Genomic DNA, 23,569 nt, shown 5'->3' with positions numbered 1-23,569 from the left:
TCAATCATGGTTCCGTCCGAACGTCCGTCCCAGCGTCCGTCGCAAGGGAGGCTGCCGGAGGCGTCCCGTCGCCCGTGAACGGGACATTTTTGCGGGCGCGTATAGGCGATTCGTCGGCGGCAGCGGCGTAGCGGTCGGCAAGCTCACGCAGCAGAGTACGCAACTCTGGTGGATCGCGCGGCGTGAACGTGGTGCCAGTAGCTAAGGGGGTAGTGATTCTATCGGCGCGGAAGGTACGCCAGTCTTCACGATCGCGATCCCACGCGAGCAAATACCAGCGGCGGCCGGTATAGACGAGTCGGTGAGGATCAGCATGGCGTTCGCTGGCCGTGCCATCTCGGATCAGATAGTCGAAACGTAATTGCTGGTGGTCAAGGCAGGTGCCGGCAATGATCGTGAGTATCCCCGCATCAACGGTGGGGCCGCGTTCGGTCGCCGAAACGGTGGTCAGCCGAAGGGCGTCGACGCGGTGTCGCAGACGTGTGGGAAGAGTTTGTTCAAGCTTGGCCATCGCCCGCAGCGATACTTCTTCAATCCCTGTAACGGAGCCGGATGCCGCGGCGGCAAGGCTGACTGCCACGGCGATAGCTTCCTCATCATCAAGTAGCAACGGCGGCAAAACCGAACCTGACGCGAGACGATAGCCTCCAGCGACTCCGGCGCTGGAGTGCACCTTGTAGCCCAGGATACGCAGACGTCCGATGTCATTGCGCACTGTCCTGGTAGTGACCTCCAACCGAATGGCGAGGTCTGCCCCGGACCAGTCGCGGCGCACTTGTAGGAGCGAGAGCAAACGAAGTAGACGAACTGAGGTGTCCAACATATTCCGAGGTCTTCCAGCTATTGAGGAACCGGGCCTTCCGCAATTGAGAATACGCTGATCAAAGGGTGCGAGCACACCTTAGATCGCGTCCACACTTGAGATAAGGAACCGGCATGAGCTTGCGAGGATTCAGCACACTCAATTTTTGGGCAGACGACGTGGCGGCGGCAGCCGTCTGGTACTCACAGTTCCTGGGTATCGAGCCCTACTTCGAGAGGCCAGGGCCGGATGGGGCACCGGCTTACGTCGAGTTCCGCATTGGCGACTATCTGCACGAGTTGGGCATCGTCGACAGCCGCTACAGACCCACGCCAGCGGCAAATCATTCGGCGGTTACTGGGGCGGCCGGGGCAGTCATGTACTGGCATGTCGACGATCTTGCCGGGACCGTGGATCGACTGCTATCCATGGGGGCAGCAGAGCATGCACCCATCACGGCGCGCGGTGACACCGGCTTCGTCACAGCATCTGTGGTCGATCCGTTCGGGAACATTCTGGGAATCATGACCAACCCCCACTATCTCGAGGTACTTGCGGCCGCGAAGACTGCCTAGTGGTTGTGCTGGAATTCGCTGACACAGCGGGAAAGGCCTCATGATTGGCCGACAACTATGACAAGCGGACCGAGGTATGGGTGCGAGTTGGCGATTGCATGCGGACATTATGCTTCCGACATTTGTCGAAGCAGCTGAGCTAACACTGTGCTTCGATCAGGGAATGTCGGGGTTTCGATGAGAGGCGCGCCTGACGGCCAATGTGAAGTGGGTGACCGGCGAATGGATGGCACCCTGTGCGCTGTAGAACGCCAGCGCCCCCGCATCTGCATTGTCTGCCAGGACGAATACCTCATGGATTCCTACTGACGCCGCGGCGGTGCGTTGTTTGTGTATGAGCCCGGCTGCGATGCCGTCGCCATCATCTGGGTAGCCACGGTCTCGTCGCCGCGACGCAGCCGTCGGATCTCAACCGTGGCTCGATCCTGCCATGCCGCGACGGCAGAAGCTTCGGCACCGTGGGACCGCTTCGGATTTAGCGTGCCGTTAGCCGGCCATCAGATGCACGGCGCCAAATGCCAACGTGGCAATGAGCGCCCAGGAGCACAAGGCCATGACGGTTGCACGCAGGCCGGTCTCAAGCAGTTCACGCACCTGCACGCTTGAGCCCAGCCCAAAGAGAGCAGCACCCAAGGCAATGTCCTGAATCAGTGCTCCACCTTCGATGGCACTTTCCGGTAGCCAGCCGGTGCTGCGCAGCGCAGCAAGGACAAGGAATCCGATGACGAAAAGTGGAATCACAGGAGGAAATTTCGTCGAGGTGGCAACGGAACTGAGTTTTTGGCTACGAGCGTGGCGTTTGCGTTCGATGGCTCCGGCAACTCCCACAATGGGCGCCAGCAGCAATACGCGAGTCAGCTTGACCACGACCGCGGCACTCAGGGCAACCGCGCCAGCCGTCTGGGCGGTGGCAACCACTTGGCCTACGTCATGGACGCCTGCGCCTACCCACTGGCCAAACTGCAGCGGAGAAAGCCCTAGTGGTGTCATCAGCAGTGGCAGGATGCCAATCGCGAGTGTCCCACACAAGGTCACGAGGGCAACGGGCAAGACAGTGTCTTCGTGCTTGGTCCCCTTCACTGCCGCCATCGCACCAATGGCGGATGCGCCGCAGATCGAAAAGCCGGTGGCAATCAACAGGGGAGTGTCGCCGTCGAGCCTGAACAGCTTGCCCAACGCATAGGTGCCTGCGAAGCTGAGCAGAACCACGGCAACCACAAGGCCGACGCTCAGCCAGCCCAGATCAACGATGTCGCCAAGGCTCAGTTTTAGGCCGAGGAAAACGATGCCCACGCGCATGAGGTGTTTGCCAGCAAAGTTCAGCCCGGCCCGCCATAGACCTTGGCACAATGCCGAGGTGCCGGGCAGATTCACGGCCGCAATTCCCAGGACGACGGCGACCGTCATCGCAGGCAGGATTGGCACCAGGGTGTGCACCAGAAGCGAGACGACAACCGCGGCCAGTGCTGCGGCGAGGCCGGGCACGAGGGGACGCGCCCTTGCACCAAAGGTGGAGCTGACGCCGTCGGGCGTTACCACGGACTGGGTTTGTAGTCCTTGAGGAAGACCCCATACTGGTCCACGCCGGACTCGCCCATGATGATCGGATCGTAAACCCTGGCCGCGCCGTCGACCAAGTCCAGAGGAGCGTGGAAGCCCTCCTCGGCCAAGCGCACCTTGGTGAAGTGCGGGCGTTCGTCAGTGATCCAGCCGGTGTCCACGGCCGTCATGAGGATGCCGTCTTCGTCCAGCATTTCCTGGGCACTGGTGCGGGTGAGCATGTTCAATGCAGCCTTGGCCATGTTGGTGTGGGGGTGACCTGGACCCTTATATGCGCGGGAGAACTGGCCTTCCATAGCGGAGACGTTCACGATGTACTTGCGGTTCGCCTCCGATGCCTTCATGGCCGGGCGCAGTCGAGAGACGAGCAGGAACGGGGCTGTGACGTTGCAGAGCTGGACTTCCAGCATTTCCAACGGATCAACCTGGTCGACGACCTGAGTCCAGCTGTTGATCGTGGCCTGATCTGGGACCAAGCCGCCGGCGTCAATGGCAGTTCCGGCCTCGATGCGTTCCAGCGATGCGGAGCCCATTGAGAGGGCCAAGGCTGCGATTTCGTCGCCCGCAAGTTGAGGCTTGTCCATCATCTGGGTTGCCAGGGCCAGCGGGTGCTTGTCATGGGCGTGGCCAAAAGTAACCAGCTCAGGCATGGGGGAGTCCGTGGGTAGCTCTTCAAGCTCGGCGTCAACCAGCGGCTTGTAGGCGTTGCCGGAACGGCGAACCGTCTGGGCGGCGTTGTTGATGATGATGTCGATGGGACCGGCCTCAATCAGTGAGTCGGTCAGTGCCACCACCTGAGTGGGGTCGCGAAGGTCGATGCCGACGATCCGTAGCCGGTGAAGCCATTCGCTGCTGTCTTCCATGGCCGCGAAACGGCGGGCGGCATCCTTCGGGAAGCGCGTGGTTATGGTGGTATGTGCCCCATCGCGCAACAACCGCAGCGCGATGTACATGCCGATCTTGGCACGTCCACCAGTCAGCAAAGCGCGTTTGCCGGTCAGATCCGTGCGGGCATCTCGCTTGGAATGGTTGAACGCGGCGCACTCCGGGCACAGCTGGTGGTAAAACGAATCCACCTGCGTGTAGTGCTGCTTGCAGATGTAGCAGGGGCGGGAACGCAGAAGCGTTCCCGCCGTAGCGCCTGTGGTTGACGGCTTGAGCTTGTTGCCCCGAGTTTCATCGTCTATACGATCAGGTGCCGCCGTTGCGGTTTTTGCAATAACGGCCTTGTCAGCGTCATTGATAGCGTCGCGCTTTACATTGCGACGGTATCGCTTTACTGCCTTGAACATCTTTCCTGTAGCCCGGCGGACCAGGACATAGTCAGGATGCTCTTCGTCATAGACATGGATGCTTTCCAAAACTTTGATGCAATTTTGGATTTCTTCGGGGGTTAAGTCAGGGGCAGTCACCCCACAATTTTAGCCTCTTCCGCGGACACCGCCGACCCAATGGCAGTGACCTGGTTTTCCACGACCTGATCGATGATTTCTTGATCAAGATTGGCTTGGGCGACAGCCAGTGAAAGGGCTTCCGGGAGCTCGGCAGCGGCCGCCAAGGACAAGGCCCGTTCGGCCGCATCCGGGACCGGCACAATTTGACCCTTGCTCAACACTGTCAAGCCGGACTCCGTCACGGCAAAGCCGCGGGCCAAGTCCAATGCGGGATCGATTCCAACGGTTGCGCCAGCCGGAATCTTGACGTTTTTGTCAATGATTGCGCGGCGCACCACGGCGCCAGCACCAATGCTGACTTTATCCATGAGTACCGAATCCTGGACGCGGGCACCGGTGGCGACGTAGACGTCGTTGGAAAGCACTGAGTTTTCCACAACACCTCCGGAAACCACGACGCCTGGGGCGACGATGGAATCGAGCGCTGCTCCAACGGAGTTGTGCTCACCTCGAACGAACTTTGCCGGTGGGGACGTGGTGCCCCGAGTGAAGATCGGCCAAGCCCTGTTGTACAGGTTGAAGACTGGCACGGGCGAAATCAGGTCCATGTGGGCGTCGTAGTACGAATCGATCGTTCCGACGTCGCGCCAGTAGTTGCGGTCCCGGTCTGTTGCATCAGGGATGTCGTTCGTGGAGAAATCGTAGACGTAGGCCTCATCGCGGTTTACGAAGTAGGGGATGATGTCCCCGCCCATGTCGTTCTTGGTGTCTTCCTTGACTGCATCCATTTCGAGCGCCTCCACGAGGGCGTCAGCGTCGAAAACATAGTTACCCATTGACGCAAGGAACTGATCCGGAGCGTCGGGCAAACCGGGTGTCGATTCGGGTTTCTCGACGAAGGCGGAAATCTTGTGCGCTCCGATGGCTCCCGGAATTTCATCACCGTCGACCTCGATGACGCCAAACTGGTCAGCCATCTCCAACGGCTGACGCACGGCGGCGACCGTGGCGCGGGCGCCTGAATTGATGTGGCTTTGCACCATCTGCTCGAAGTCCATACGGTACACATGGTCCGCGCCGACCACAACAACAATGTCAGGTTCGGCATCCACAATGAGGTTCATGGACTGGTAGATGGCATTTGCACTGCCGAGGAACCAGCTCTTGCCTCGCCGCTGCTGTGCGGGCACGGAAGCAACGTAGTTTCCCAACTGCGTTGACATTCGCCACGTCTCAGAGATGTGACGGTCCAAACTGTGGGACTTGTATTGAGTCAGCACCACAATCTTCAAATAACCTGAATTTGCCAAATTAGACAAGGCGAAATCAACCAACCGAAAACCTGCGAAGGGCACGGCTGGTTTTGCGCGGTCTGCTGTCAAGGGCATCAATCGCTTACCCTCACCGCCTGCTAATACGATTGCCAGAACTTTCTTTACTGACATGGTCTAACCTCCGACAGCTTGATATAGGCACTTCGTTGCGCCATGTGCGGGTCACAACAACTTCACACTAGAACTATTTCGTCCGGACAGACTACCTTGAGAGTGTGCGTATAGATATTGTGACGAAGGAATTTCCGCCCGAGATTTATGGAGGCGCCGGTGTGCATGTTGCCGAGCTCAGCCGTGTCCTCGCAGAGAAGGTCGATTTACGGGTTCATGCCTTTGGCAACCCCCGTGAAAAGGACTTCCATGGAGCTACGGTGAGTTCGTATGGGAACCTCCCTGAACTGGGAGACGCCAACGCTGCTGTGCAAACTCTTGGTGTTGATCTTCAGATTGTTCCCGCGATCGCAGGCTCCAGCTTGGTGCATTCCCATACTTGGTATGCGAACATGGCTGGCCATATCGCAGCCTTGTTGCACGGTATTCCCCACGTACTCAGCGCCCATAGCTTGGAGCCGCTGCGCCCGTGGAAGGCTGAGCAGCTAGGTGGCGGTTACGCCGTTTCTTCATGGGTGGAGAAGACCGCCTATGAGGGTGCGGCGGCCATCATTGCCGTGTCCGATGGAATGCGTCAAGACATCCTGCGTAGTTACCCGGATGTGGACCCTGAAAAGGTCAAGGTCATTCACAACGGCATCGATGTTGCCGCATGGCAAAGGGATGAGAAGGACGACGCCGTCCGTGCCCTTGGCATCGATCCCGACCGTCCCAGCGTGGTTTGGGTAGGTCGCGTGACTCGTCAAAAGGGTGTGCCGTACCTTTTGAAGGCTGCCGCGGCTCTGCCCCCGGAGGTCCAGTTGGTGCTTTGCGCCGGCGCGGCTGACACCCCAGCCTTGGGTGCGGAAGTTAATGCACTGATTGAGGGCCTCAAGGCACAACGTGATGGTGTTGTCGTCATCGAACGTATGCTGCCGCGGGCGGAACTGATCCAGGTTCTTAGCCACGCCACCGTGTTTGCCTGCCCTTCGATTTACGAACCGCTGGGTATCGTCAATCTGGAAGCGATGGCGTGTGGAGCCGCTGTTGTTGCCAGCGCTACTGGCGGCATTCCTGAAGTTGTTGCCCACGGTGAGACGGGGTTGCTGGTACCTCTTGAGCAGGTCGCCGATGGGACAGGGACTCCTCTTGACCCGGATAAGTTCGTTGCTGACTTTGCCGCGGCAATGATCGAGGTTGTAAATGACCCGGCCCGCGCCCGGTCCATGGGTGAAAAGGGTCGACAACGAGCCGCGGATCATTTTTCTTGGGAATCCATTGTTGATCAAACACTGGAAGTTTACAAAAGCGTACTTCCCCAAGATTAATATTGTTTACATGAAGTTCATTTCTGAAATGTGACTTTTAGGCGTCATATTGACGTAGGCCGAACAATATAGCTAGTTGGACAGCGGGCTCCGGTCTTTGGATTGGGGCCCGTTGTTTTTAATTCCAGCCTTGGATACGTCGGGTCGGATGGATGATTTTGGGTAGGCCGTGGTGGTAGGTGTTGCGGCGTGGCGTTTGGGCCGGGTCTTTGAGGTAGGGAGCGGTGAAGTACGGGGTGCCGTCAATGAGTTCCAGGGTCCAGTCGCTGTGGTGAACGAGGCTGTGGTGGCGTGAGCAGAGTAGGGCGGCGTTGTTGATGTTGGTTTCGCCGCCTTCCTGCCAGGGAGTGATGTGGTGGGCTTCGCACCAGAGGGCGTTTGCCGTGCACTCCGGGAAGCAACAACCGAGGTCGCGGGCGAGGAGGATTTTGCGTTGGGCAGGGGTGAAGAGTCTCTCGGCTCGTCCTGCATTGAGGATGTTCTGGCCTTCTCCGACGGTGATTCGGCTGATTTCTGGATCGCAGAGGGATTCTTCGAACAAGGTCAGGGGCACGGGGCCGTTGTGAACGGTGAATGCTAGGCCTTGGTGATCGGTGCGGTCGAGGTCTTCTTGGCGAGTGACGATGATTAGTTGCGCTTTCAATCCTCCATTGAGCGGGAGGGTGTTGGTGCGGGCGGCGAGTTTGAGGCAGTCTAGGATTCCGTCGAGGAGTTTTTGTGCGTAGGTGCGATCATCGGCGACGACCGGGTCTGTGCTGTCGGGGTCGATCGGGTCCAGTCCTGCCAGCATTTCTCCGAATCCAGAATCAAAACCAGGACCAGAACCGGAACCGGGGCAGGGAGCCCCCACCTCAGCTGTCGTCGACGAGGCATCCTCGGTCGTGCCAGCACCGAAGAGGGCATTGCTTGCATTTCCAGTACCGCCAGGGTTCTCGCTGGTGCTGGTGCTGGTGCTGTCGGTGTTGGGTGGAATCAGGGGTCCGCTATCCTCCCAGATCGACTCCCACCCGGACCCGGCCGGCCCCGAGACGTCTGGCGAATTGCCGAGTGGTTCATGGGGTGGTGGAATAGGCGGATCTTCTTGCGGGGGTTGAGCAGGCGGTGTGGGGTTGGTGGTGAAGATGTTAGCGAACTCGCTGAACTGATGGGCCAAGTTCGCCTGTTCTGATGTCTCATTGCGGCTATCGTCCTCCACCGTGTCCCGACTGGCGCTTCCGAGGTTGTCTCTGTCGGCCCGGTCGGTGCTGTCGGTGGTGGAGTTGTCTGGGTTGATGTTTTTGTGGTGGTTGGGGTTTGCGAATCTGCCGATGATAGTCAAGATGATTTCGTGTTGTTCTAGGGTGAGGTAGCCATCGAATCCGACGAGTCCGCGCCGGGCTTTGCGGAAGACGATGCCTTGTTTGGCTCGTAGTTCGGAGGGGCCCGGTTTTTGACCATCGGGATCGAGCAAACTCATGACTCGGGTACCGATTCGGCGTAGGAAGTCTGGTCCCTCTTCCTGTCCTGATGTAACCAGGGTGGTTTGTACGTCGGTGTAGGTATCTGGGCTGATCCGCCCGTCGTGGGCAAGACGGGAAGCATCGGTGATGAATTTTGACACGATGAGGGCTTGTTCTTGTCCGATCCGGCCCGAGAAGAACGCTTCTCCCAGAACCGCTTGCGAGGCCGGTATTGGGAGCCCGGTGATGGCATCCATGGTGGGCAGGAGTGTGTCGGCCAGCGTGATGCGGCGAGAGGCTTCACCGGCACCGATCATTAGGGCCTGGGCGAGCATATCGATCGGGCCTCGCACGCCCATGGCCGTGTAACGGCCGGCAGTGGTGCGTTGAGCTATCTCTGCGGCAACTTGAATAGCGAGGCCTTGTTGGAACCGGGCTAAGTGTTCCAAATCTTGGGCCCAGCCCACACATTCCTGATCGGTCAACCCGCCCATGTCCATACCAAAGGGCGCCCGATACGGCGTTGGGGAGCCTATCTCCGTCGGGGCGACAAAGCCCGCGGTACCACCTACAAAGTTCGCAGCATTGGTGGCAGAAGCGGCCCACGCCGGTGAATCATCCTCCGCCGAAGCCGCCGAAGTGGGGATGGAGACAGCAGTAGTGGTGGTTGCTTGGACGAGGGCGTGGGCAAGGTTGAGAAGTTGGTGAATGTGTTCACCAACCCGTATATCCCGTGAATCGGGTACCGATTGTTCCGGCGCCCTTGCCGCTGTATCCATACACATATTCTAATTCATGGCACTGACATTCATGTTTGCTGCCACCCCGAATGTGCAGAACCGCGGCCTAAAACCGGCGGTGGAGGAATCAACCCCGAAAAGGCGAAATACGCCCCAGACACGGCTGGCGGCGGCAAAGACAATCACGCCTAGGACCGGTGGAAACCACAGTGCGGTGTTACTGGTCCGAATGGACATATTCGGATCTCAGGTTGGTAGGGCTGTGGATAAGTTCTGGCACGTTCTCTTCACGGTGTGTATTTTGGAAGGAAGCCACACGCGGCGAGCCCCAATGATGAGGCCCGCTACTCATGCCACACCTATGGGGGCCGGCGATCATGGATAGTCACGCCACAACCACACAGCAACGACGTCACCAGGACTGGCACTACGGCAGGCGCCGGTACCGCCGAGCTGACGGCCGCGGTCACCACAGCATCCTGGCGAGCGGGACGGTGGTGGTATTTGCCGGGCTTCTCGCCCTCACCGGTTGCACCACACCCGGTGGTGGCAACAACCCGGGCACTGCTTCACCATCCGGCGCAACGGTGACGACAACAGCCCCTGCCACCACTGCTCCAGCGCCGACAACGGCCGCGGCCTACAAACCAGCTACCGATGCCGGACCGGCCGAGAATGTCCCCGTCCCTGTGTTGCCTGAGAAAGCCAAGGAATTCAGCAAGGAAGGTCTCATCGCCTTCGCCGAATACTGGTACAGCACCTTGGGTTACGTCTTCGAAACAGGCGACCCCGCGCCCATGATGAGCATTACAGATCAGAGCTGTGACACGTGCTCACAAGTCAACGACTCCCTAGGAGCCTGGTATTCAGAGGGAGGGTGGACAGTCGGTGGTCAAATGAATGTGCTCCAGTCGACGGCCACATTCGAACCGACGCAGATTGGGACCTATCAGGCTATTCTGCTGGTTCGTCAGAGTCAGGTTTCGTACTATAAGGCTGGCGGCACCTTATCGACTGCCCACCCTCAAGGCATTGCCGAGACCAACATTGTCGTCGCCACGTTCAAGGATGATCGGTGGAAGGCGCAAACTGCTGAACCCATGAAGAAGGGGTCATGAACCGCTCTCACCGTTTGCTACGTCGGAGCCATTTGACCCTAGGCCTCGTGTTCGTACTTTTACTGACGCTGGCGTCCTACGCCGCTGCGGACCCGCCGGTCTGGTCAGGTGCGGACCTGGATATTGATGGCTACGAACGAATTCCTGGTTCTAAAGAGTGGGCACCTGTGCCAGATGCGGGTCCCGCCGATTCGAAAGTGTACGAGATGAGACTCGCTTGTACGGATGGCGACAGTGTCATCTTCAGCGAATGTTCTGAGGTTATGCCTTCTTGCTCCACAGGGGACGGTAGTCCCAACGGGGAACCCGGGACAGCGGTCTACTGGTATTTCAGTGACACACTGTTTAGCCCTCCGATTTGGAATTTCTTTTCTGGTCCCGAGTGTATCCATGGTGAGAAGCCACGTGACATCCTCGCTGAAATCGCCGAATCAATAGCCCACGAATTTCAACGCAGCCCCGTCGTCGCAGCCAGCATCGGCAGCCAACCAGGACCCCACACCCTCCGCGGCAAGGAAACCAACGTCTGGGCAGAAGCCACCACCCAAACCTTCAACCTCACCATGCTCGGCCAAAAAGTCACCATCACCGCCACCCCCGTCGCCTACACCTGGAACTACGGCGACGGCACCATCTGGGGACCCACCCCCACCCACGGCGCACCCCTCCACAAAGACCGCATCGGCGAACAAACCCAAACCAGCCACATCTACACCGAAACCGGCCACCTCACCATCAACCTCACCACCCATTTCAACGGCAGCTACACCGTTAACAACGGACCATCACTCCCCATCCCCGGCCAAGGCAACATCCCCTCACCACCACTAGCCCTCACCGTCTGGCGCGCAGAAACCAACCTCTACGCCGACAACTGCTTCCAAAACCCCCAAGGCATCGGCTGTTAAAGGCATCGGCTGCTAACTGCCGGTTAGCGGCGGCGGAAACCCAAAGACTCGGTAACGCAAAACGGCGGCACCCGAGTGGGTGCCGCCGTCGAATCTTAGGGAAGGCTACTTCTTCGAAGAAGCCTTGGCCCGTTGAATCAGGATCTTCTCGTCAATAGGGCCGGCAGAGCTGGCTCGAAGATTCCGGAAGTAGTCGCGGGCCTCGTCTTGGCGCTCACGCTCAATGCCGGATGCAATCGTGGCGCGAAGGTGCTCGGGTCCGTAGCCAAATGCGTCAACCAGGTCCAGAGCGTGGGGACGCAGCTTGCCCAGCAGGCGGTTGATGTACGGCGCAAGGGTTCGCGCACGCTGCATGGAGATGCGGCCGTTCATCAAGTACCAATCCAGGTGCTTTTCGATCAAGCCAAGTCCGAATACGTCACGAAGTTTGGTCAGGACTCGTTTGGTACCGGCATCCTCGATCCGGCCAAGAGCGGCCGTGAAAGCCTCCCACTGCAGAAGTTCAGCATGGGCGCGAGCGGCCTCGATAAGGGCATTCTGGTTGTCGTTGAAGATTGCGGCGCCTTGTTCCTTGGGTACCTTGGCAGCTTCCTTCAGTGCACCGGCAATCTCTGCCACCATGGTCTGGACGCGATCGGCCAACATCTGTCGCTGGGTGTCTTCATCCTTGAGTGCCTTGGCGGACTTTTGGGCAGACCCGGTGTCGGCAAGGGACTGGACTACCTGGCGCAGGCCGGTTTTGTTGAGTGTCAGATCGGCGGCCTGTCCGACCACGAATCGGGCCAATACACCGAAATCGAGGTTGCGGAATTCCTTGCTGTAATCCGCCAAAAGGCGCTTGGCGACCAGCTGCAACAGGACGGTGTTGTCGCCCTCAAATGTTGCGTAAACGTCCAGATCGGCGCGGAGGGAAGTGAACCTGTTTTCCACCATGAAACCGGATCCACCACACGCCTCGCGGCATTCCTGAAGCGTGTCAAGAGCGTGCCACGTGGTCAACGACTTCAACGCTGCCGCCAGGGTTTCCAGATCCTGACGGTCCTCGTCGGTGTCGTGCGCGCCGGAGAACACGCCGTCGAACTTGACGAGCAATTCTTCGTGGGCGAAGGCGGCGGCGTAAGTCGTGGCCAGCAGGGGGAGAAGGCGGCGCTGGTGTCGCTGGTAATCCAACAGCACAACTTCCTCGGTGTCCGAAGCCGCGTTGAACTGGCGACGCTCGGTGGCGTACTGAATGGCAATCTTCAAGGCGACCTTCGACGCCGCAACGGCGGCACCGTTCAAGGACACCCGGCCCTGAACCAGAGTGCCCAGCATGGTGAAGAAGCGCCGGCCGGGGCTGGAGATCGTCGAACTGTAGCTACCGTCCGCGGCTACGTCGCCGTAACGGTTGAGGAGGTTTGTGCGGGGTATGCGCACGTTGTCGAAGGCCAGACGGCCGTTGTCGATACCGTTCAGTCCACCCTTGATGCTGTCATCGAGGCCCTGGATACCGGGGAGGAATTCTTTGGTTTCCGGGTCGCGCAACTCAACGTAGAACGCGTGCACACCGTGGTTGACGCCCTTGGTGATGAGCTGGGCGAAGACGACAGCGGCCAGGCCGTCAACGGCGGCGTTGCCGATGAATTCCTTCCATGCAGCACGGAATGGGGTGTTGATGACGAATTCCTGGGTGGCCTCGTCGTAGCTGGCCGTCGTGGCGATTGAGGCGACATCGGAGCCATGGCCAATTTCGGTCATGGCGAAGCAACCCGGAATATCCAGATTCATGATGCCAGGCAACCACTTGTCCTGGTGTTCCTCGGTACCCAAATGCATAACGGCGGAACCGAACAGGCCCCATTGAACGCCGCCCTTGATCTGAAGTGACGGATCGGCGAGGACCAGTTCTTCAAAGCCGGCAACGTTGCCGCCGTGGTCGTCACTTCCGCCGAGGCGTTTTGGAAACGCTCGGTGAACGCCGTTTTTCGTGACCAAGATGCCGAGCTGTTCAAACACACGACGGCGGTGTTCGGTGTGGCTCAACCCCTCAACCTTGTGGAGTTCGGGCAGTCCGGCAAGCTCACGGGCTGCCAAACGGACCTGGGACCATTTGCCCAGCAAGATTTCGCCAAGTGCGGCGACGTCAACAGTGGCGCCGTCGTGCTCAGCTGCTGAAGAAACCGGTGTCAGTACATTGGTCATGATTATCCTTCTGCTGTGGTTGATGTAGTGGGGGAGGCGGAGAGCACCTGTCCCACGCCGTCGAAAAGCCATGCTGAAATCTGTTGCGCCATCGCCGCGGAGTCCGGTTTAGCGGTGTCCACCGGAGCCTGTAGCCATAATTCACCGGTGGTACGGACCAGACCGATCGCGGCTGTGGGCCAGTAGCCCAGCAACGTTGATTCCGGATCGCCCAAAAGGTGGCGCAGCGGCTCGGTGATCATTGCGGTCACGGAATCGAAGAATCCGCTGAGTTCCCCGGACGGGCGGCCTTCGCCGTCGGCCGGAATTGTTGCGAAGAAGTACACATTCGGCGAGGTCTGGGCCATTTCAAGGTAGGCGGCAACCATCGCCGTCACGCCTTCCCGGGGTTGGGTTGCTTTTTGCCGGGCCGCCGCAAGGGTGTCCTGCATTTGCTTGATCACTACGGCGCCGACAGCCTGTCGGAGTCCTGATTTGTCGCCGAAATAGCGGTAAAAAACGGACTTTGATGTTCCCGCTGTTGTGGCAATATCTTCCATGGATGCGTCCGGACCGAGTCGGTGAATGGCTCGGCGCGCGGCCTTGATCAATGCACGACGCCGTTCCTCGCGGTGGGTTTCCCACCTCGCCGAACGCCCGTCTATGGTTGCGCCGTCAGGCTGTTCGCCGATGGCAGGCCCGGCGCCAGCGGCATCGACGGCCTGGCCGGGCGCAGAAGAAGGAGTCGGCGCGGCCGGCTCTCGCTGTAACATGTTCACGATACTCAGCGTATCAGGTACGCTGAGTATCAGTAACACAAGGCGTTCCCGAAGGAGAGAGCTTCATGACCACCCCCACAACATCAGGCAACGAAACTGCGATCGATCAGTCCGGTACGCAACCGCAGCCAGTTTCATCATCTAAAGCAGTTACCCCAAGGAACACTGGTGTTCGCAGGGCGGTGGTTGTTGGTGGGAATCGCATCCCCTTTGCGCGATCCGGTGGCGCCTACGCACACTGCTCCAATCAGGACATGTTGACTGCCGCATTGGATGGGCTGGTAGCCCGTTTTGGTCTTGCGGACGAGGAAATCGGTGAAGTTGCTGCCGGTGCTGTCCTCAAGCATTCCCGGGACTTCAACCTCACACGTGAAGCGGTTCTCGGCTCGGCACTTGCCGCCACCACGCCGGCCTATGACCAACAGCAGGCTTGTGCCACGGGCATGGAAGCAGTTATTGGGCTCTCCAACAAGATTAAACTTGGCCAGATTGACTCCGCCATCGCTGGTGGCGTGGACTCCGCATCCGATGCACCCATTGCCGTCAGCGAGGGCCTGCGCGCCATCCTCCTTGATCTGAACCGTGCCAAGACCATGGGGCAGAAGGCCAAGATCATTAGCCGCATCCGCCCGAAGGACCTCTCGCCGGACGCGCCGTCCACGGGTGAACCGCGCACGGGCCTGTCCATGGGAGAACACCAAGCCCTGACCACTGCCCAGTGGAAGATCAGCCGCGAGGCTCAAGATGAACTTGCCCTGGCTAGTCATAAGAACCTCGCCGCGGCGTATGACCGGAACTTCTTCGACGACCTTGTCACGCCGTTCCGCGGGCTAAACCGTGATTCGAACCTTCGGGCAGACTCCACCTTGGAAAAGTTGGCCTCACTCAAGCCCGCTTTTGGCCGGTCCTTGGGTGAAAACGCCACCATGACCGCAGGAAATTCCACACCTTTGACCGACGGCGCTTCAGCTGTCCTCCTTGCTTCCGAGGAATGGGCCGAGGCCCGGGACCTGCCGATTCTTGCCGACGTTCTGGACGGGGAAGCCGCGGCCGTGGACTTTGTTCATGGCAAAGACGGGCTGCTCATGGCACCAGCCTTCGCGGTGCCCCGTATTCTGGCCCGCAATGGCCTGACGCTGGATGACATTGACTACTTTGAGATCCACGAAGCCTTCGCTGGAACTGTTCTGAGCACCCTCGCCGCCTGGGAAGATGAGGACTTTGGCACCACTCGCTTAGGTCTGGACGGCGCCTTCGGTTCCATCGACCGCAGCAAGCTCAACGTCAACGGCTCCTCGCTCGCTGCGGGCCATCCGTTCGCCGCGACTGGTGGCCGGCTCGTCGCCACGCTGGCAAAGATGCTCCATGAACGTGGAGAAGTTGACGGACGTCCGGCTCGCGGCCTGATTTCGGTCTGCGCAGCCGGCGGCCAGGGCGTCGTTATCATCATGGAAGGGCGGTAGTCTCGATGGCAAGCCCGAACATGCGCGAGAAAGCAGACAAGTACACGGAATTCGTCAGCCGTGGTTTCGGCAAGGATCTGGCTAAGCGCCTTGGCCTGCCTCAGCCCGTGATCTTGCGACGCTACAGTCCCAAGGCCCCATTGCTTGAAGGTCCTGTCCTCGTGCTGGGCCAGGGCGCCGGGGCCGACGGCGTCGCAAAGGTGCTGCTCGATTGGCACCAGGACGTGCGTCGGCATGCAACGCCCAAAGAAAAGCTTGGTGCCATCGTGGTGGTGCTCGACGAGCTGGAACACCCGGAGCAGCTCTCGGCAACGATGCTTACGGTCGGTGCTGCACTACGGGACTTGAATAAGAATGCTCGGGTTGTCACCATCTCGCGGCCCGCGGCCACCTCCGATGCACCGGCCGTTGCTGCAGCCCGCAACGGCATTGACGGAATTGTGCGGTCCCTGGCCAAGGAGCTACGGGCCGGCGCCACAGCCAATGGCATCCTGCTAGCCAACGGTCTCGCCGCCAATGCTGCCAGTGCTATTTCGGCACTGAGGTTCTTCCTGTCCGGACGCTCAGCCTTCGTTGACGGTCAGTTCCTGACCGCATCGTCCGCCGGTTCCCAGGACCAGCCAGACTGGGAAAAGCCGTTGAAGGGAAGCATCGCAGTAGTGACAGGCGCGGCACGAGGCATCGGCGCAGCCATTGCCCGTACCTTGGCCCGGGACGGTGCAACAGTCATAGCAGTTGACGTTCCCGCGGCCGGTGACCACCTTGCTGCCGTTGCCAATGAAATTCGTGGCACGGCGTTGCAGCTGGACATCACCAACCCTGACGCTGGCCAGCGGATCCTGGACCATGCCGTACAGCGTTACGGCCGCCTGGATATTGTTGTCCACAACGCCGGCATCACGCGCGATAAGCTGCTGGCCAATATGGACAACGCCAAGTGGGACTCGGTGATCGCCGTCAACATCGCCTCCCAGCTGCGCATGAATGAAACCTTCTTGGCCAGCCCTGACTTTGCCACGAACCCCCGCATCATCAGCGTGGCCTCCACCAGTGGCATTGCCGGCAATCGCGGCCAGACCAACTACGCCGCTTCCAAGGCCGGCGTCATGGGCATGGTCCGATCCACCGCACCCTTGCTGGCCGAACGCGGAGGTACGGTGAACGCCGTCGCGCCTGGCTTCATCGAGACGGACATGACCGCCAAGATTCCCTTTGCCACCAGGGAAGTTGCTCGCAGGCTCAACAGTCTCCAGCAGGGCGGTCGGCCCATTGATGTTGCCGAGGCGATTGCGTTCTTTGCCCAACCTGCGGCAGCGGGCGTAACTGCGAACGTCCTGCGTGTTTGTGGGCAGAACTTGGTTGGGCAATGACGGAATCCACGCTCTTGACGGAGATGCCGTCACTATCCAAGCTCTACGTCAATGCGGCAGCAAGTGCAGCAAAGAGCAGACTCCTTCGAAGTTCACCCGTCGTGGCTTTGCCTTCGCGTGCCGTGGAGGTCCGCGGGGTGCGGGCTGACTTAGCCAAGGTGACCGAGTTCGCACACCTGATGGGCGAGCCGGCCCGCGATGTCCTGCCATCGGGCTACCTGCATGCGTTGTCGTTTCCCGTCGCCATGAGCGTTATGGTGCAGGACGACTTTCCGCTACCCCTGCTAGGCATGATCCACCTGAGCAACCAGGTGGAGCACTTCGCCCCGGTGCTCTTCACAGATGAGCTGATCATCCGGGCGTGGGCTCGAGATCTCGCCGGGCACAAGAGTGGTACTCAGGTCCAAATTGTGGCGGAAATTCACAATGCTGATGGCACCGAACTGCTGTGGCGTGGGGTCTCGAGCTACTTGGCCAAGGGTGTTTACCTGCCCGGCTTGGACAAGCCCACGGCCCCAGTGGCGAGGGTTGATTTTGTGCCCCCGACACCTACCGCACAGTGGAAGCTAGGTGTTGATACCGGACGGGCCTATGCCGCCGTTTCCGGTGACTTCAACCCGATTCACCTCAGCGTTCTGAGCGCCAAGGCGCTGGGAATGCGCCGCTCCATTGCCCACGGCATGTATGCCGCTTCGCGAGTTCTGGCTACTGTCCCGCAGTCAAAGCCCGATGCCTTCACGTGGGACATCTCCTTCGATTCTCCTGTCTTCCTGCCGGCGACGGTTTCCTTGGAAGTGGTTGATCACAGGACGGACGACGGCGTGTGGCTGAGTTCGGAGTTCACGGCCTGGAATGCGCGCAGTGCCAGGAAGTTCTTCAGTGGGACTGTCACCGCGGGCTGACGCACTACGGATTTCCTGAATACCAGGCGACGAGGCTGGAACGCTCCCTAAGGGAGCGTTCCAGTCAGTTGGTCATGGATTCTTCATAGGCGTAGGTCGCTATGACGGTTTCAATGCGGGCGACGGCGTCCGCGTCCAGACCGCTCGGAGCCACACCATTCCATGCTTCCACTGCCACGTCACCAAAATTGTGGCCATGGCTGGCAGGAACGGATTCACCCATGAACATGTCAAAGGCCACCTGCAGATAGGTGATCAAGGGCATCCACAGCATCGAATCGCTGACGTCGGGGGCTCGGCCGCCGCTGGCTGCCGGGCCTGCCAGCCAATCCGGTTTCGTCCAGATGAGTCGCGGCGTCAACCAGCTCACGGCGTCTGTTCCATGTTGCAGATAAGCAATTCTTGAAGGTTCCCAAACGCCGGGGCTGTTACCGAAATCGCCACTGTTGGAGAGCCAACGGATGTTCCTGCCGGCGTTGTACACAGGCTGCCAAGGAGGGGAGCCAGCATCGCGTCGTGCCTGCAATGTGCCCCACGGTTGGGAGTTGTTCGGAGCCCCTGAAAAAACGGCCCCGTCAACGCTGGCCACCAAGTCCTCGGCACTGGAGAACGCGGATTGCATTCCGGACGCACCCAAACTCAGTCCATATACGAGCAACTTGGGGCGATCTTCAGCGGGCATGGCCAGCCATTCGGTCCTTACGGCCTTGTACAGTGCTTGCCCAGAATTTCGGGGCAGGTCTTGGTGGAAGAGAAAGGACACCCAACTGGGTTGGTAGGAATACTGCATCGAAACGATCGCCGTGTCACCGCCGTGCAGGTATTCCAGTGAATCAACAGCTTGCCGCTCAAGCCAGCCGGAGCCCGTGGGTGTGGCGATCATGAGAGTTGACCGTTTGAAGCCGCCGGTCCGCTTTAGTTCCGCGACAGCCAGATTCGCTCGGTCCTCCATGGTATTTCCCTGGGCCTGTCCTACATAGACACGAATGGGTTCAATGGCCGGCAGCTGAGTCACCGAAGAAATCAGCGCCGCATGGGGGCCGCCACCAACAAAGGTTCGGCCTTGCATACCCAACTGGTCCCAGCTGACCAGTGATTGTGCCCCGGCCGAACGGAATTCTGAAGATGGTTCACTAATGTTGTTCGGAGTAGTTTGGTTCCGCGCTGCATACACTACGTCCGTACCCACAAGTGCGGCTGAAACCAGCAGAGTCACGGCTATGACCGCGCCTAGCAAGGCCGTGAAGAATCCACCCGCGGTGACAAGCCTAGGAACGGGCGTTGCTCGCCTGGTCCATCCACGGCCAACATCCACCAACTTCCGCAGTCCCCAATGGGCAGCAAAGACCACCGCTGCCATGAGCACCGCGACCAGGAAGAAGGTCACTAGATCCAGGCCGTCCACACGCGGCATGTCAACTTTCTGACGAACATCGTTTTGCCAGCCGATGGCGAGGCGGCCGACCACCGCGGTGTAGGCCACCCCGGCGGCACCTGCCGCCAACCAAATCCAGAATCGAAAGGGTTGGGTGCGGCCGGTACGAATATTGGATTGGCCGGGCAGAACTGATTCAACCTCTATGGCGTGATTGGCGGCTGCTGTGCGCGCACGGCGTCGAGCCAGCGTACGAGCGAGGAAACGCGAGGCAATGGCCGCTGCCAGATAGGCCAGCCCAAAGCTGAGGCCAGCGAGAAAGCCTTGGAACAGTGCCGGCCGCGGGACGAGTGAGGGTGTTAGCGCAAGGGCAACCGCCGAAATCCCAGCAATCAGGGCAATGACGGTGGTGGTGCGATGGTTGCGGATCAAAGGTGATACCTCAGTAGCCGGGGGAGTTGAGCTATTAGCCTAGCGGCTGCGCGAGGCCCGAGTGCTTCACAGCTGAAGGGAACGGCGGTCGGACACTTGGACCTCACTGTTAACAGTGGCCATGGTGCCCGCGTAGCTTCCAGCCGCATGAGCATTGCTGGATCCCTGCGACATGGATTGTTGCCGGGCGCTGCGCAGTGCTGGATGGAGGAGCTTCACGTGATCGTCTGCACGCTCTCTGCGACCTACGAGCACCAGCTCGTTTCCGGGTTCTGCTGACACCGACTCCTGCTTGTACAGGCTCTCAATGCGGTGCGCCACTGTGGTGAGGAATCCCAGCTGAAACTGTCGGCGCTCGAGGGTCTTTTCATGCGTGGAAAGGTACGGCTTGTAGGGGTATTCAAACCACCACGTTTGCATGGCGGCGGCGAGTTGGACTCGCAATGAGTCAAACAGACGAACGATTTGCGACACATCCGACTCGGCCCCAATCAAGTACAGAATCTTCTTAGTGCTGCCGGTGGCGAGGAGAACCCTGACCGTTGTGAAGGCCAGGGCAATTGCCGTAAAGCCACGAGCCTGACCCACGCGGTATTGGCCAGTGAGTTCCACACGTTCCTCAACCATGGCCTCCTGCGGCTTACCGGCTTTGCCTGCCTCGGCGTCGATGGTTGCCTGTTCAATTCCATACCGGACCATGAGCCGCTCGGCATGTTCTTGGAAAGCTTGGGCTTCGGCCGGGAAGGGCGTGCTTTCCGCCTTCGCCAACAAGGCCGTGATGAGCTTGAGGGTTTTCTTCGCCTTATGGGTGGTTGTGCCGGCGGACTCCATGATGATCTGCTCCTTCATTCGGGAACTGGCCTGCGAGTTCTACTTTTTGCTGGGCATGATGAGGATTGAAGAATAACTCGTGGGTCCGACATTCTAAATTTAGTGATGCGAAACACAGCTGTATATTCACTGCGAAGAATTTGTGGGAAAACAAAAGACTCCCTGAGAACCGAAGTTCTCAGGGAGTCTGTCAGTGCGCGAGAAGGGACTTGAACCCTCACCCCGTTTCCAGGACCAGCACCTCAAGCTGGCGCGTCTGCCATTCCGCCACTCGCGCAGTGATCACAGCGAACTGATTCTTCCTTTCGGTTGAACCGTTGTCCGCCGCAGCAGCGATGAAAACAATACACGACTTTTCTCAGAATCAAAAATTGAGCCAAAGGGGTCCATTTTTTACCTCCCAAAGGCGGCCAAACATCCCGAAAGGTAGTGTGGGTTGTACGCCATCCCACAAAGGAGTTTCCCTGTGAATACCGTTAGGCCGCAGGACGAGGTTGCCGGCATCTGTGCTGATCTCATCCGCTTCGATACAAGCAACTACGCCGACAACGAAGGTCCGGGGGAGCGGGCGATTGCCGAACATACGGCCGCCTTGATCTCCGAGGTTGGACTCTCGCCGGAGTTGTATGAATCTGCGCCTGGCCGGGCAAACGTAGTGACTCGCCTCGAAGGAACTGATTCCTCGCTGCCTGCTCTGGTGGTGCACGGTCACCTTGACGTTGTCCCCGCCGAAGCCAGTGACTGGAGCGTTGATCCTTTCGCCGGTGAGGAGCGCGATGGCTTGATTTGGGGTCGCGGGGCGGTGGACATGAAGGACATGGATGCCATGATCCTGTCCGTCATGCGTTCCATGGGTCGTGAAGGCCGAAAGCCCAAGCGAGACATTATTTTTGGGTTCTTTGCCGATGAGGAGGCCGGTGGCACGTATGGTGCCCGCTGGAGTGTTGATAACCGCCCCGATCTTTTCGAGGGTGCCACGGAGGCCATTTCAGAGGTGGGCGGTTTCTCAACCGACATCAACGGCAAGCGCGCCTACCTCTTACAGACCGCTGAGAAGGGGCTGGCCTGGCTCCGGCTGACGGCCCACGGCCGTGCCGGGCACGGCTCGCACATCAACACGGACAATGCTGTGACGCGCCTGGCCCGGGCGGTAACCCGCATCGGTGATTATGAATGGCCCATTGAATACACAGACACAACTCGGGCCTTCCTCGAAGGCGTTTCCGAGCTGACCGGCATCGAGTTCGATGAGTCCAACCCCGAGACCCTGCTGAGCCAGCTGGGGACCGTGTCCCGTTTTGTCGGCGCCACCTTGCAGAACACCTCAAACCCCACATTCCTTAAGAGCGGCTACAAGGCCAACGTGATTCCCGGTACGGCCGAGGCCATGATCGACATCCGTACGCTTCCCGGCCAGCACGAACAAGTTCTTGAGATAGTTCGCGAATTGGCAGGGGACGGCATCGACATCTCCACCATCCACAACGACGTCTCCCTGGAAACTCCCTTCGCCGGAAACCTGGTCGACGCCATGATCGATTCACTTCACGCCGAGGACCCCGGATCCACCGTCCTGCCCTACACACTTTCCGGCGGCACGGACAACAAGTCACTGAGCAGGCTCGGTATCACTGGCTACGGGTTCGCCCCGCTCCAGCTACCCTCCGATCTGGACTTCACAGGAATGTTCCACGGCGTCGACGAGCGGGTCCCCGTGGACTCACTGAAATTTGGCGCCCGGGTTTTGGACCGCCTGCTGAGCAACTACTGAACAACTAATGAGGACTGCCGACATGAGCCTTGATGTGAGCGAACTCCTCCCAGACGAGTTGCTCGAGCGCTTCCGTGACCGGGCCAAGGGGTATGACGAGCGCAATGAGTTCTTCCACGAGGACCTTGCGGAGCTACAGGCTCAGGGTTACCTGCGCATGTTCGCTTCCAAGGACGACGGCGGACTCGGCTTTGGTCTGAAACAGGCCGCCGCCGCGCAACGAAGGTTGGCGACGGCCGCCCCGGCCACAGCATTGGCGATCAACATGCATTTGGTGTGGACCGGCGTCGCACATCTTTTGGGGCAACGTGGGGATACCTCGATGCACTATGTCCTGACGGAAGCGGTGGCGGGAGAAGTTTTTGCCTTCGGAAACTCTGAGGCCGGCAACGACTCCGTGTTGTTTGATTCAAACACCGTGGCGGCTCCTTTAGGTGACGGCAGTTATTCGTTTACGGGGACGAAGATCTTCACGTCGTTGTCGCCGGCGTGGACGCGGCTGGGGATTTTCGGCAAGGATGCCACGGGGGAGGAGCCGTTGCTGGTGCACGCCTTCATCAGCCGTGACACCTCGGGGTACACCATCAAGGACGACTGGAACACCCTGGGTATGCGGGCCAGTCAGTCGAACACAACCGTGTTGAACGGTGCCGTGGCATCGGCTGACCGCGTATTTCGAAAGTTGCCGGTGGGGCCAAACGCCGATCCGTTGATTTTCGCCATCTTTGCCTGCTTCGAAACACTCCTGGCAGCCGTGTATACGGGGTTGGGTGAGCGTGCGCTGCAGATAGGTGTTGCCACTGTTCACCAGCGAATGTCCAAGAAGTCGGGCAAGAGTTATGCTCAGGATCCGGATATCCGTTGGCGTATTGCTGATGCTGCGTTGGCCATGGACGGACTCTATCCGCAACTGGAATCCCTGGCCCAGGATGTGGACGAGATGGCCGACCATGGCGGGCAGTGGTTCCCGAAGCTCGTGGGGCTGAAGGTTCGTGCCACTGAGACGGCCCGGACGGTGGTTGACCTCATGATTCGTGTCAGCGGCGGTGGGAGCTATTTTGCCGGCAATGAACTGGGCAGGCTGTACCGTGATGTTCTCGCGGGAATGTTCCATCCCTCTGACGATGAGTCGGCGCATTCGACCATCGCCACCGCGTGGCTGGGGCCGATGGAGCCTTAGTGCGGCGTCGAGCTAAGT

Annotated in this window: 18 protein-coding genes and 1 tRNA gene; 9 read left to right on the top strand and 10 right to left on the bottom strand. The window is 59.5% G+C overall.

Annotated features, from left to right (window positions below):
• Window positions 1-4: 4 nt before the first annotated feature.
• The gene (locus ACP7B9_RS04895; protein ID WP_425861283.1) at window positions 5-823 is read right to left on the bottom strand and encodes a helix-turn-helix transcriptional regulator; all 819 of its coding nucleotides are present in this window, start codon (window positions 821-823) and stop codon (window positions 5-7) included.
• A gap of 113 nt (window positions 824-936) precedes the next feature.
• On the opposite strand from ACP7B9_RS04895, the gene ACP7B9_RS04890 reads away from it, so the two are divergent.
• Window positions 937-1,377, top strand: coding sequence for a VOC family protein (locus ACP7B9_RS04890; RefSeq protein ID WP_425861281.1), 441 nt, complete (start codon window positions 937-939; stop codon window positions 1,375-1,377).
• A 486-nt stretch (window positions 1,378-1,863) separates the two neighbouring features.
• Here the strand turns inward: ACP7B9_RS04890 and ACP7B9_RS04885 are convergent, their stop codons facing one another.
• From ACP7B9_RS04885 to glgC, 3 genes are read right to left on the bottom strand one after another with little or no spacing between them, the layout of a single operon-like run.
• Window positions 1,864-2,916 carry a YeiH family protein gene (locus ACP7B9_RS04885; protein ID WP_425861279.1) on the bottom strand — a complete coding sequence of 351 codons (1,053 nt, stop codon included), beginning with the start codon at window positions 2,914-2,916 and terminating at the stop codon, window positions 1,864-1,866.
• Window positions 2,910-4,349, bottom strand: a complete 1,440-nt coding sequence (locus tag ACP7B9_RS04880; RefSeq protein ID WP_425861277.1) for an SDR family NAD(P)-dependent oxidoreductase — start codon at window positions 4,347-4,349, stop codon at window positions 2,910-2,912. Before ACP7B9_RS04880 ends, ACP7B9_RS04885 begins: the two co-directional genes overlap by 7 nt.
• Window positions 4,346-5,776, bottom strand: a complete 1,431-nt coding sequence (glgC, locus tag ACP7B9_RS04875) for a glucose-1-phosphate adenylyltransferase (RefSeq protein WP_425861275.1) — start codon at window positions 5,774-5,776, stop codon at window positions 4,346-4,348. Before glgC ends, ACP7B9_RS04880 begins: the two co-directional genes overlap by 4 nt.
• Before the next feature lie 104 nt (window positions 5,777-5,880).
• Between glgC and glgA the strand changes: the two genes are divergently transcribed.
• Window positions 5,881-7,083: a glycogen synthase gene (gene glgA, locus ACP7B9_RS04870; RefSeq protein ID WP_425861274.1), complete on the top strand. Its 1,203-nt coding sequence runs from the start codon at window positions 5,881-5,883 to the stop codon at window positions 7,081-7,083.
• Window positions 7,084-7,201: 118 nt separating this feature from the next.
• Here the strand turns inward: glgA and ACP7B9_RS04865 are convergent, their stop codons facing one another.
• Window positions 7,202-9,301 (bottom strand): DUF222 domain-containing protein, encoded by a 2,100-nt coding sequence (locus ACP7B9_RS04865; protein ID WP_425861272.1) that lies wholly within the window; start codon window positions 9,299-9,301, stop codon window positions 7,202-7,204.
• A gap of 338 nt (window positions 9,302-9,639) precedes the next feature.
• On the opposite strand from ACP7B9_RS04865, the gene ACP7B9_RS04860 reads away from it, so the two are divergent.
• Together ACP7B9_RS04860 and ACP7B9_RS04855 are read left to right on the top strand one after the other, a co-directional pair.
• Window positions 9,640-10,380 carry a DUF6318 family protein gene (locus tag ACP7B9_RS04860; RefSeq protein ID WP_425861270.1) on the top strand — a complete coding sequence of 247 codons (741 nt, stop codon included), beginning with the start codon at window positions 9,640-9,642 and terminating at the stop codon, window positions 10,378-10,380.
• Entirely contained in the window at window positions 10,377-11,288 is a 912-nt protein-coding gene (locus ACP7B9_RS04855) for a PKD domain-containing protein (protein WP_425861268.1), read from the top strand. The genes ACP7B9_RS04860 and ACP7B9_RS04855 overlap by 4 nt, the downstream gene beginning before the upstream one ends.
• Before the next feature lie 105 nt (window positions 11,289-11,393).
• On the opposite strand, the gene ACP7B9_RS04850 is transcribed toward ACP7B9_RS04855, so the two are convergent.
• Window positions 11,394-13,469 carry an acyl-CoA dehydrogenase gene (locus ACP7B9_RS04850; protein ID WP_425861266.1) on the bottom strand — a complete coding sequence of 692 codons (2,076 nt, stop codon included), beginning with the start codon at window positions 13,467-13,469 and terminating at the stop codon, window positions 11,394-11,396.
• A gap of 2 nt (window positions 13,470-13,471) precedes the next feature.
• Window positions 13,472-14,221: a TetR/AcrR family transcriptional regulator gene (locus ACP7B9_RS04845; RefSeq protein WP_425861264.1), complete on the bottom strand. Its 750-nt coding sequence runs from the start codon at window positions 14,219-14,221 to the stop codon at window positions 13,472-13,474.
• 71 nt (window positions 14,222-14,292) lie between these two features.
• Here ACP7B9_RS04845 and ACP7B9_RS04840 point away from each other — a divergent pair, with 71 nt between their 5' ends.
• The 3 genes from ACP7B9_RS04840 to ACP7B9_RS04830 are packed head-to-tail and all read left to right on the top strand — an operon-like array spanning window position 14,293 to window position 17,962.
• Window positions 14,293-15,690, top strand: a complete 1,398-nt coding sequence (locus tag ACP7B9_RS04840) for an acetyl-CoA C-acetyltransferase (protein WP_425861263.1) — start codon at window positions 14,293-14,295, stop codon at window positions 15,688-15,690.
• A gap of 20 nt (window positions 15,691-15,710) precedes the next feature.
• Entirely contained in the window at window positions 15,711-17,060 is a 1,350-nt protein-coding gene (locus ACP7B9_RS04835) for a 3-oxoacyl-ACP reductase (RefSeq protein ID WP_425861261.1), read from the top strand.
• Window positions 17,057-17,962 (top strand): MaoC/PaaZ C-terminal domain-containing protein, encoded by a 906-nt coding sequence (locus ACP7B9_RS04830; protein ID WP_425861259.1) that lies wholly within the window; start codon window positions 17,057-17,059, stop codon window positions 17,960-17,962. Before ACP7B9_RS04835 ends, ACP7B9_RS04830 begins: the two co-directional genes overlap by 4 nt.
• Before the next feature lie 64 nt (window positions 17,963-18,026).
• On the opposite strand, the gene ACP7B9_RS04825 is transcribed toward ACP7B9_RS04830, so the two are convergent.
• The 3 genes from ACP7B9_RS04825 to ACP7B9_RS04815 form a co-directional block, all read right to left on the bottom strand.
• Window positions 18,027-19,769, bottom strand: coding sequence for an alpha/beta-hydrolase family protein (locus ACP7B9_RS04825; protein WP_425861257.1), 1,743 nt, complete (start codon window positions 19,767-19,769; stop codon window positions 18,027-18,029).
• Window positions 19,770-19,835: 66 nt separating this feature from the next.
• Window positions 19,836-20,618: a DUF2786 domain-containing protein gene (locus tag ACP7B9_RS04820; protein ID WP_425861255.1), complete on the bottom strand. Its 783-nt coding sequence runs from the start codon at window positions 20,616-20,618 to the stop codon at window positions 19,836-19,838.
• 176 nt (window positions 20,619-20,794) lie between these two features.
• Window positions 20,795-20,877 (bottom strand) — tRNA-Leu (locus tag ACP7B9_RS04815).
• A 189-nt stretch (window positions 20,878-21,066) separates the two neighbouring features.
• Between ACP7B9_RS04815 and ACP7B9_RS04810 the strand changes: the two genes are divergently transcribed.
• Both ACP7B9_RS04810 and ACP7B9_RS04805 read left to right on the top strand, forming a co-directional pair.
• The gene (locus ACP7B9_RS04810) at window positions 21,067-22,371 is read left to right on the top strand and encodes a M20/M25/M40 family metallo-hydrolase (protein ID WP_425861253.1); all 1,305 of its coding nucleotides are present in this window, start codon (window positions 21,067-21,069) and stop codon (window positions 22,369-22,371) included.
• 22 nt (window positions 22,372-22,393) lie between these two features.
• Window positions 22,394-23,551, top strand: a complete 1,158-nt coding sequence (locus ACP7B9_RS04805) for an acyl-CoA dehydrogenase family protein (protein WP_425861251.1) — start codon at window positions 22,394-22,396, stop codon at window positions 23,549-23,551.
• Window positions 23,552-23,569 lie beyond the last annotated feature (18 nt).

This window comes from Arthrobacter sp. TWP1-1 (assembly GCF_049897845.1).
GTDB lineage: Bacteria > Actinomycetota > Actinomycetes > Actinomycetales > Micrococcaceae > Specibacter.
The sequence above is the reverse complement of the archived record's forward strand: the minus strand, read 5'-3'. Positions and strand labels throughout refer to the sequence as shown.

Bases quoted from the DNA above. Each gene is read 5' to 3' on its own strand.
- glgC (WP_425861275.1), bottom strand. From the start codon at position 5,776: ATGTCAGTAAAGAAAGTTCTGGCAATCGTATTAGCAGGCGGTGAGGGT.
- ACP7B9_RS04860 (WP_425861270.1), top strand. From the start codon at position 9,640: ATGGATAGTCACGCCACAACCACACAGCAACGACGTCACCAGGACTGG.
- ACP7B9_RS04850 (WP_425861266.1), bottom strand. From the start codon at position 13,469: ATGACCAATGTACTGACACCGGTTTCTTCAGCAGCTGAGCACGACGGC.
- ACP7B9_RS04865 (WP_425861272.1), bottom strand. From the start codon at position 9,301: ATGGATACAGCGGCAAGGGCGCCGGAACAATCGGTACCCGATTCACGG.
- ACP7B9_RS04895 (WP_425861283.1), bottom strand. From the start codon at position 823: ATGTTGGACACCTCAGTTCGTCTACTTCGTTTGCTCTCGCTCCTACAA.
- ACP7B9_RS04845 (WP_425861264.1), bottom strand. From the start codon at position 14,221: ATGTTACAGCGAGAGCCGGCCGCGCCGACTCCTTCTTCTGCGCCCGGC.
- ACP7B9_RS04840 (WP_425861263.1), top strand. From the start codon at position 14,293: ATGACCACCCCCACAACATCAGGCAACGAAACTGCGATCGATCAGTCC.
- ACP7B9_RS04820 (WP_425861255.1), bottom strand. From the start codon at position 20,618: ATGAAGGAGCAGATCATCATGGAGTCCGCCGGCACAACCACCCATAAG.
- ACP7B9_RS04835 (WP_425861261.1), top strand. From the start codon at position 15,711: ATGCGCGAGAAAGCAGACAAGTACACGGAATTCGTCAGCCGTGGTTTC.
- ACP7B9_RS04805 (WP_425861251.1), top strand. From the start codon at position 22,394: ATGAGCCTTGATGTGAGCGAACTCCTCCCAGACGAGTTGCTCGAGCGC.
- ACP7B9_RS04830 (WP_425861259.1), top strand. From the start codon at position 17,057: ATGACGGAATCCACGCTCTTGACGGAGATGCCGTCACTATCCAAGCTC.
- ACP7B9_RS04890 (WP_425861281.1), top strand. From the start codon at position 937: ATGAGCTTGCGAGGATTCAGCACACTCAATTTTTGGGCAGACGACGTG.
- ACP7B9_RS04855 (WP_425861268.1), top strand. From the start codon at position 10,377: ATGAACCGCTCTCACCGTTTGCTACGTCGGAGCCATTTGACCCTAGGC.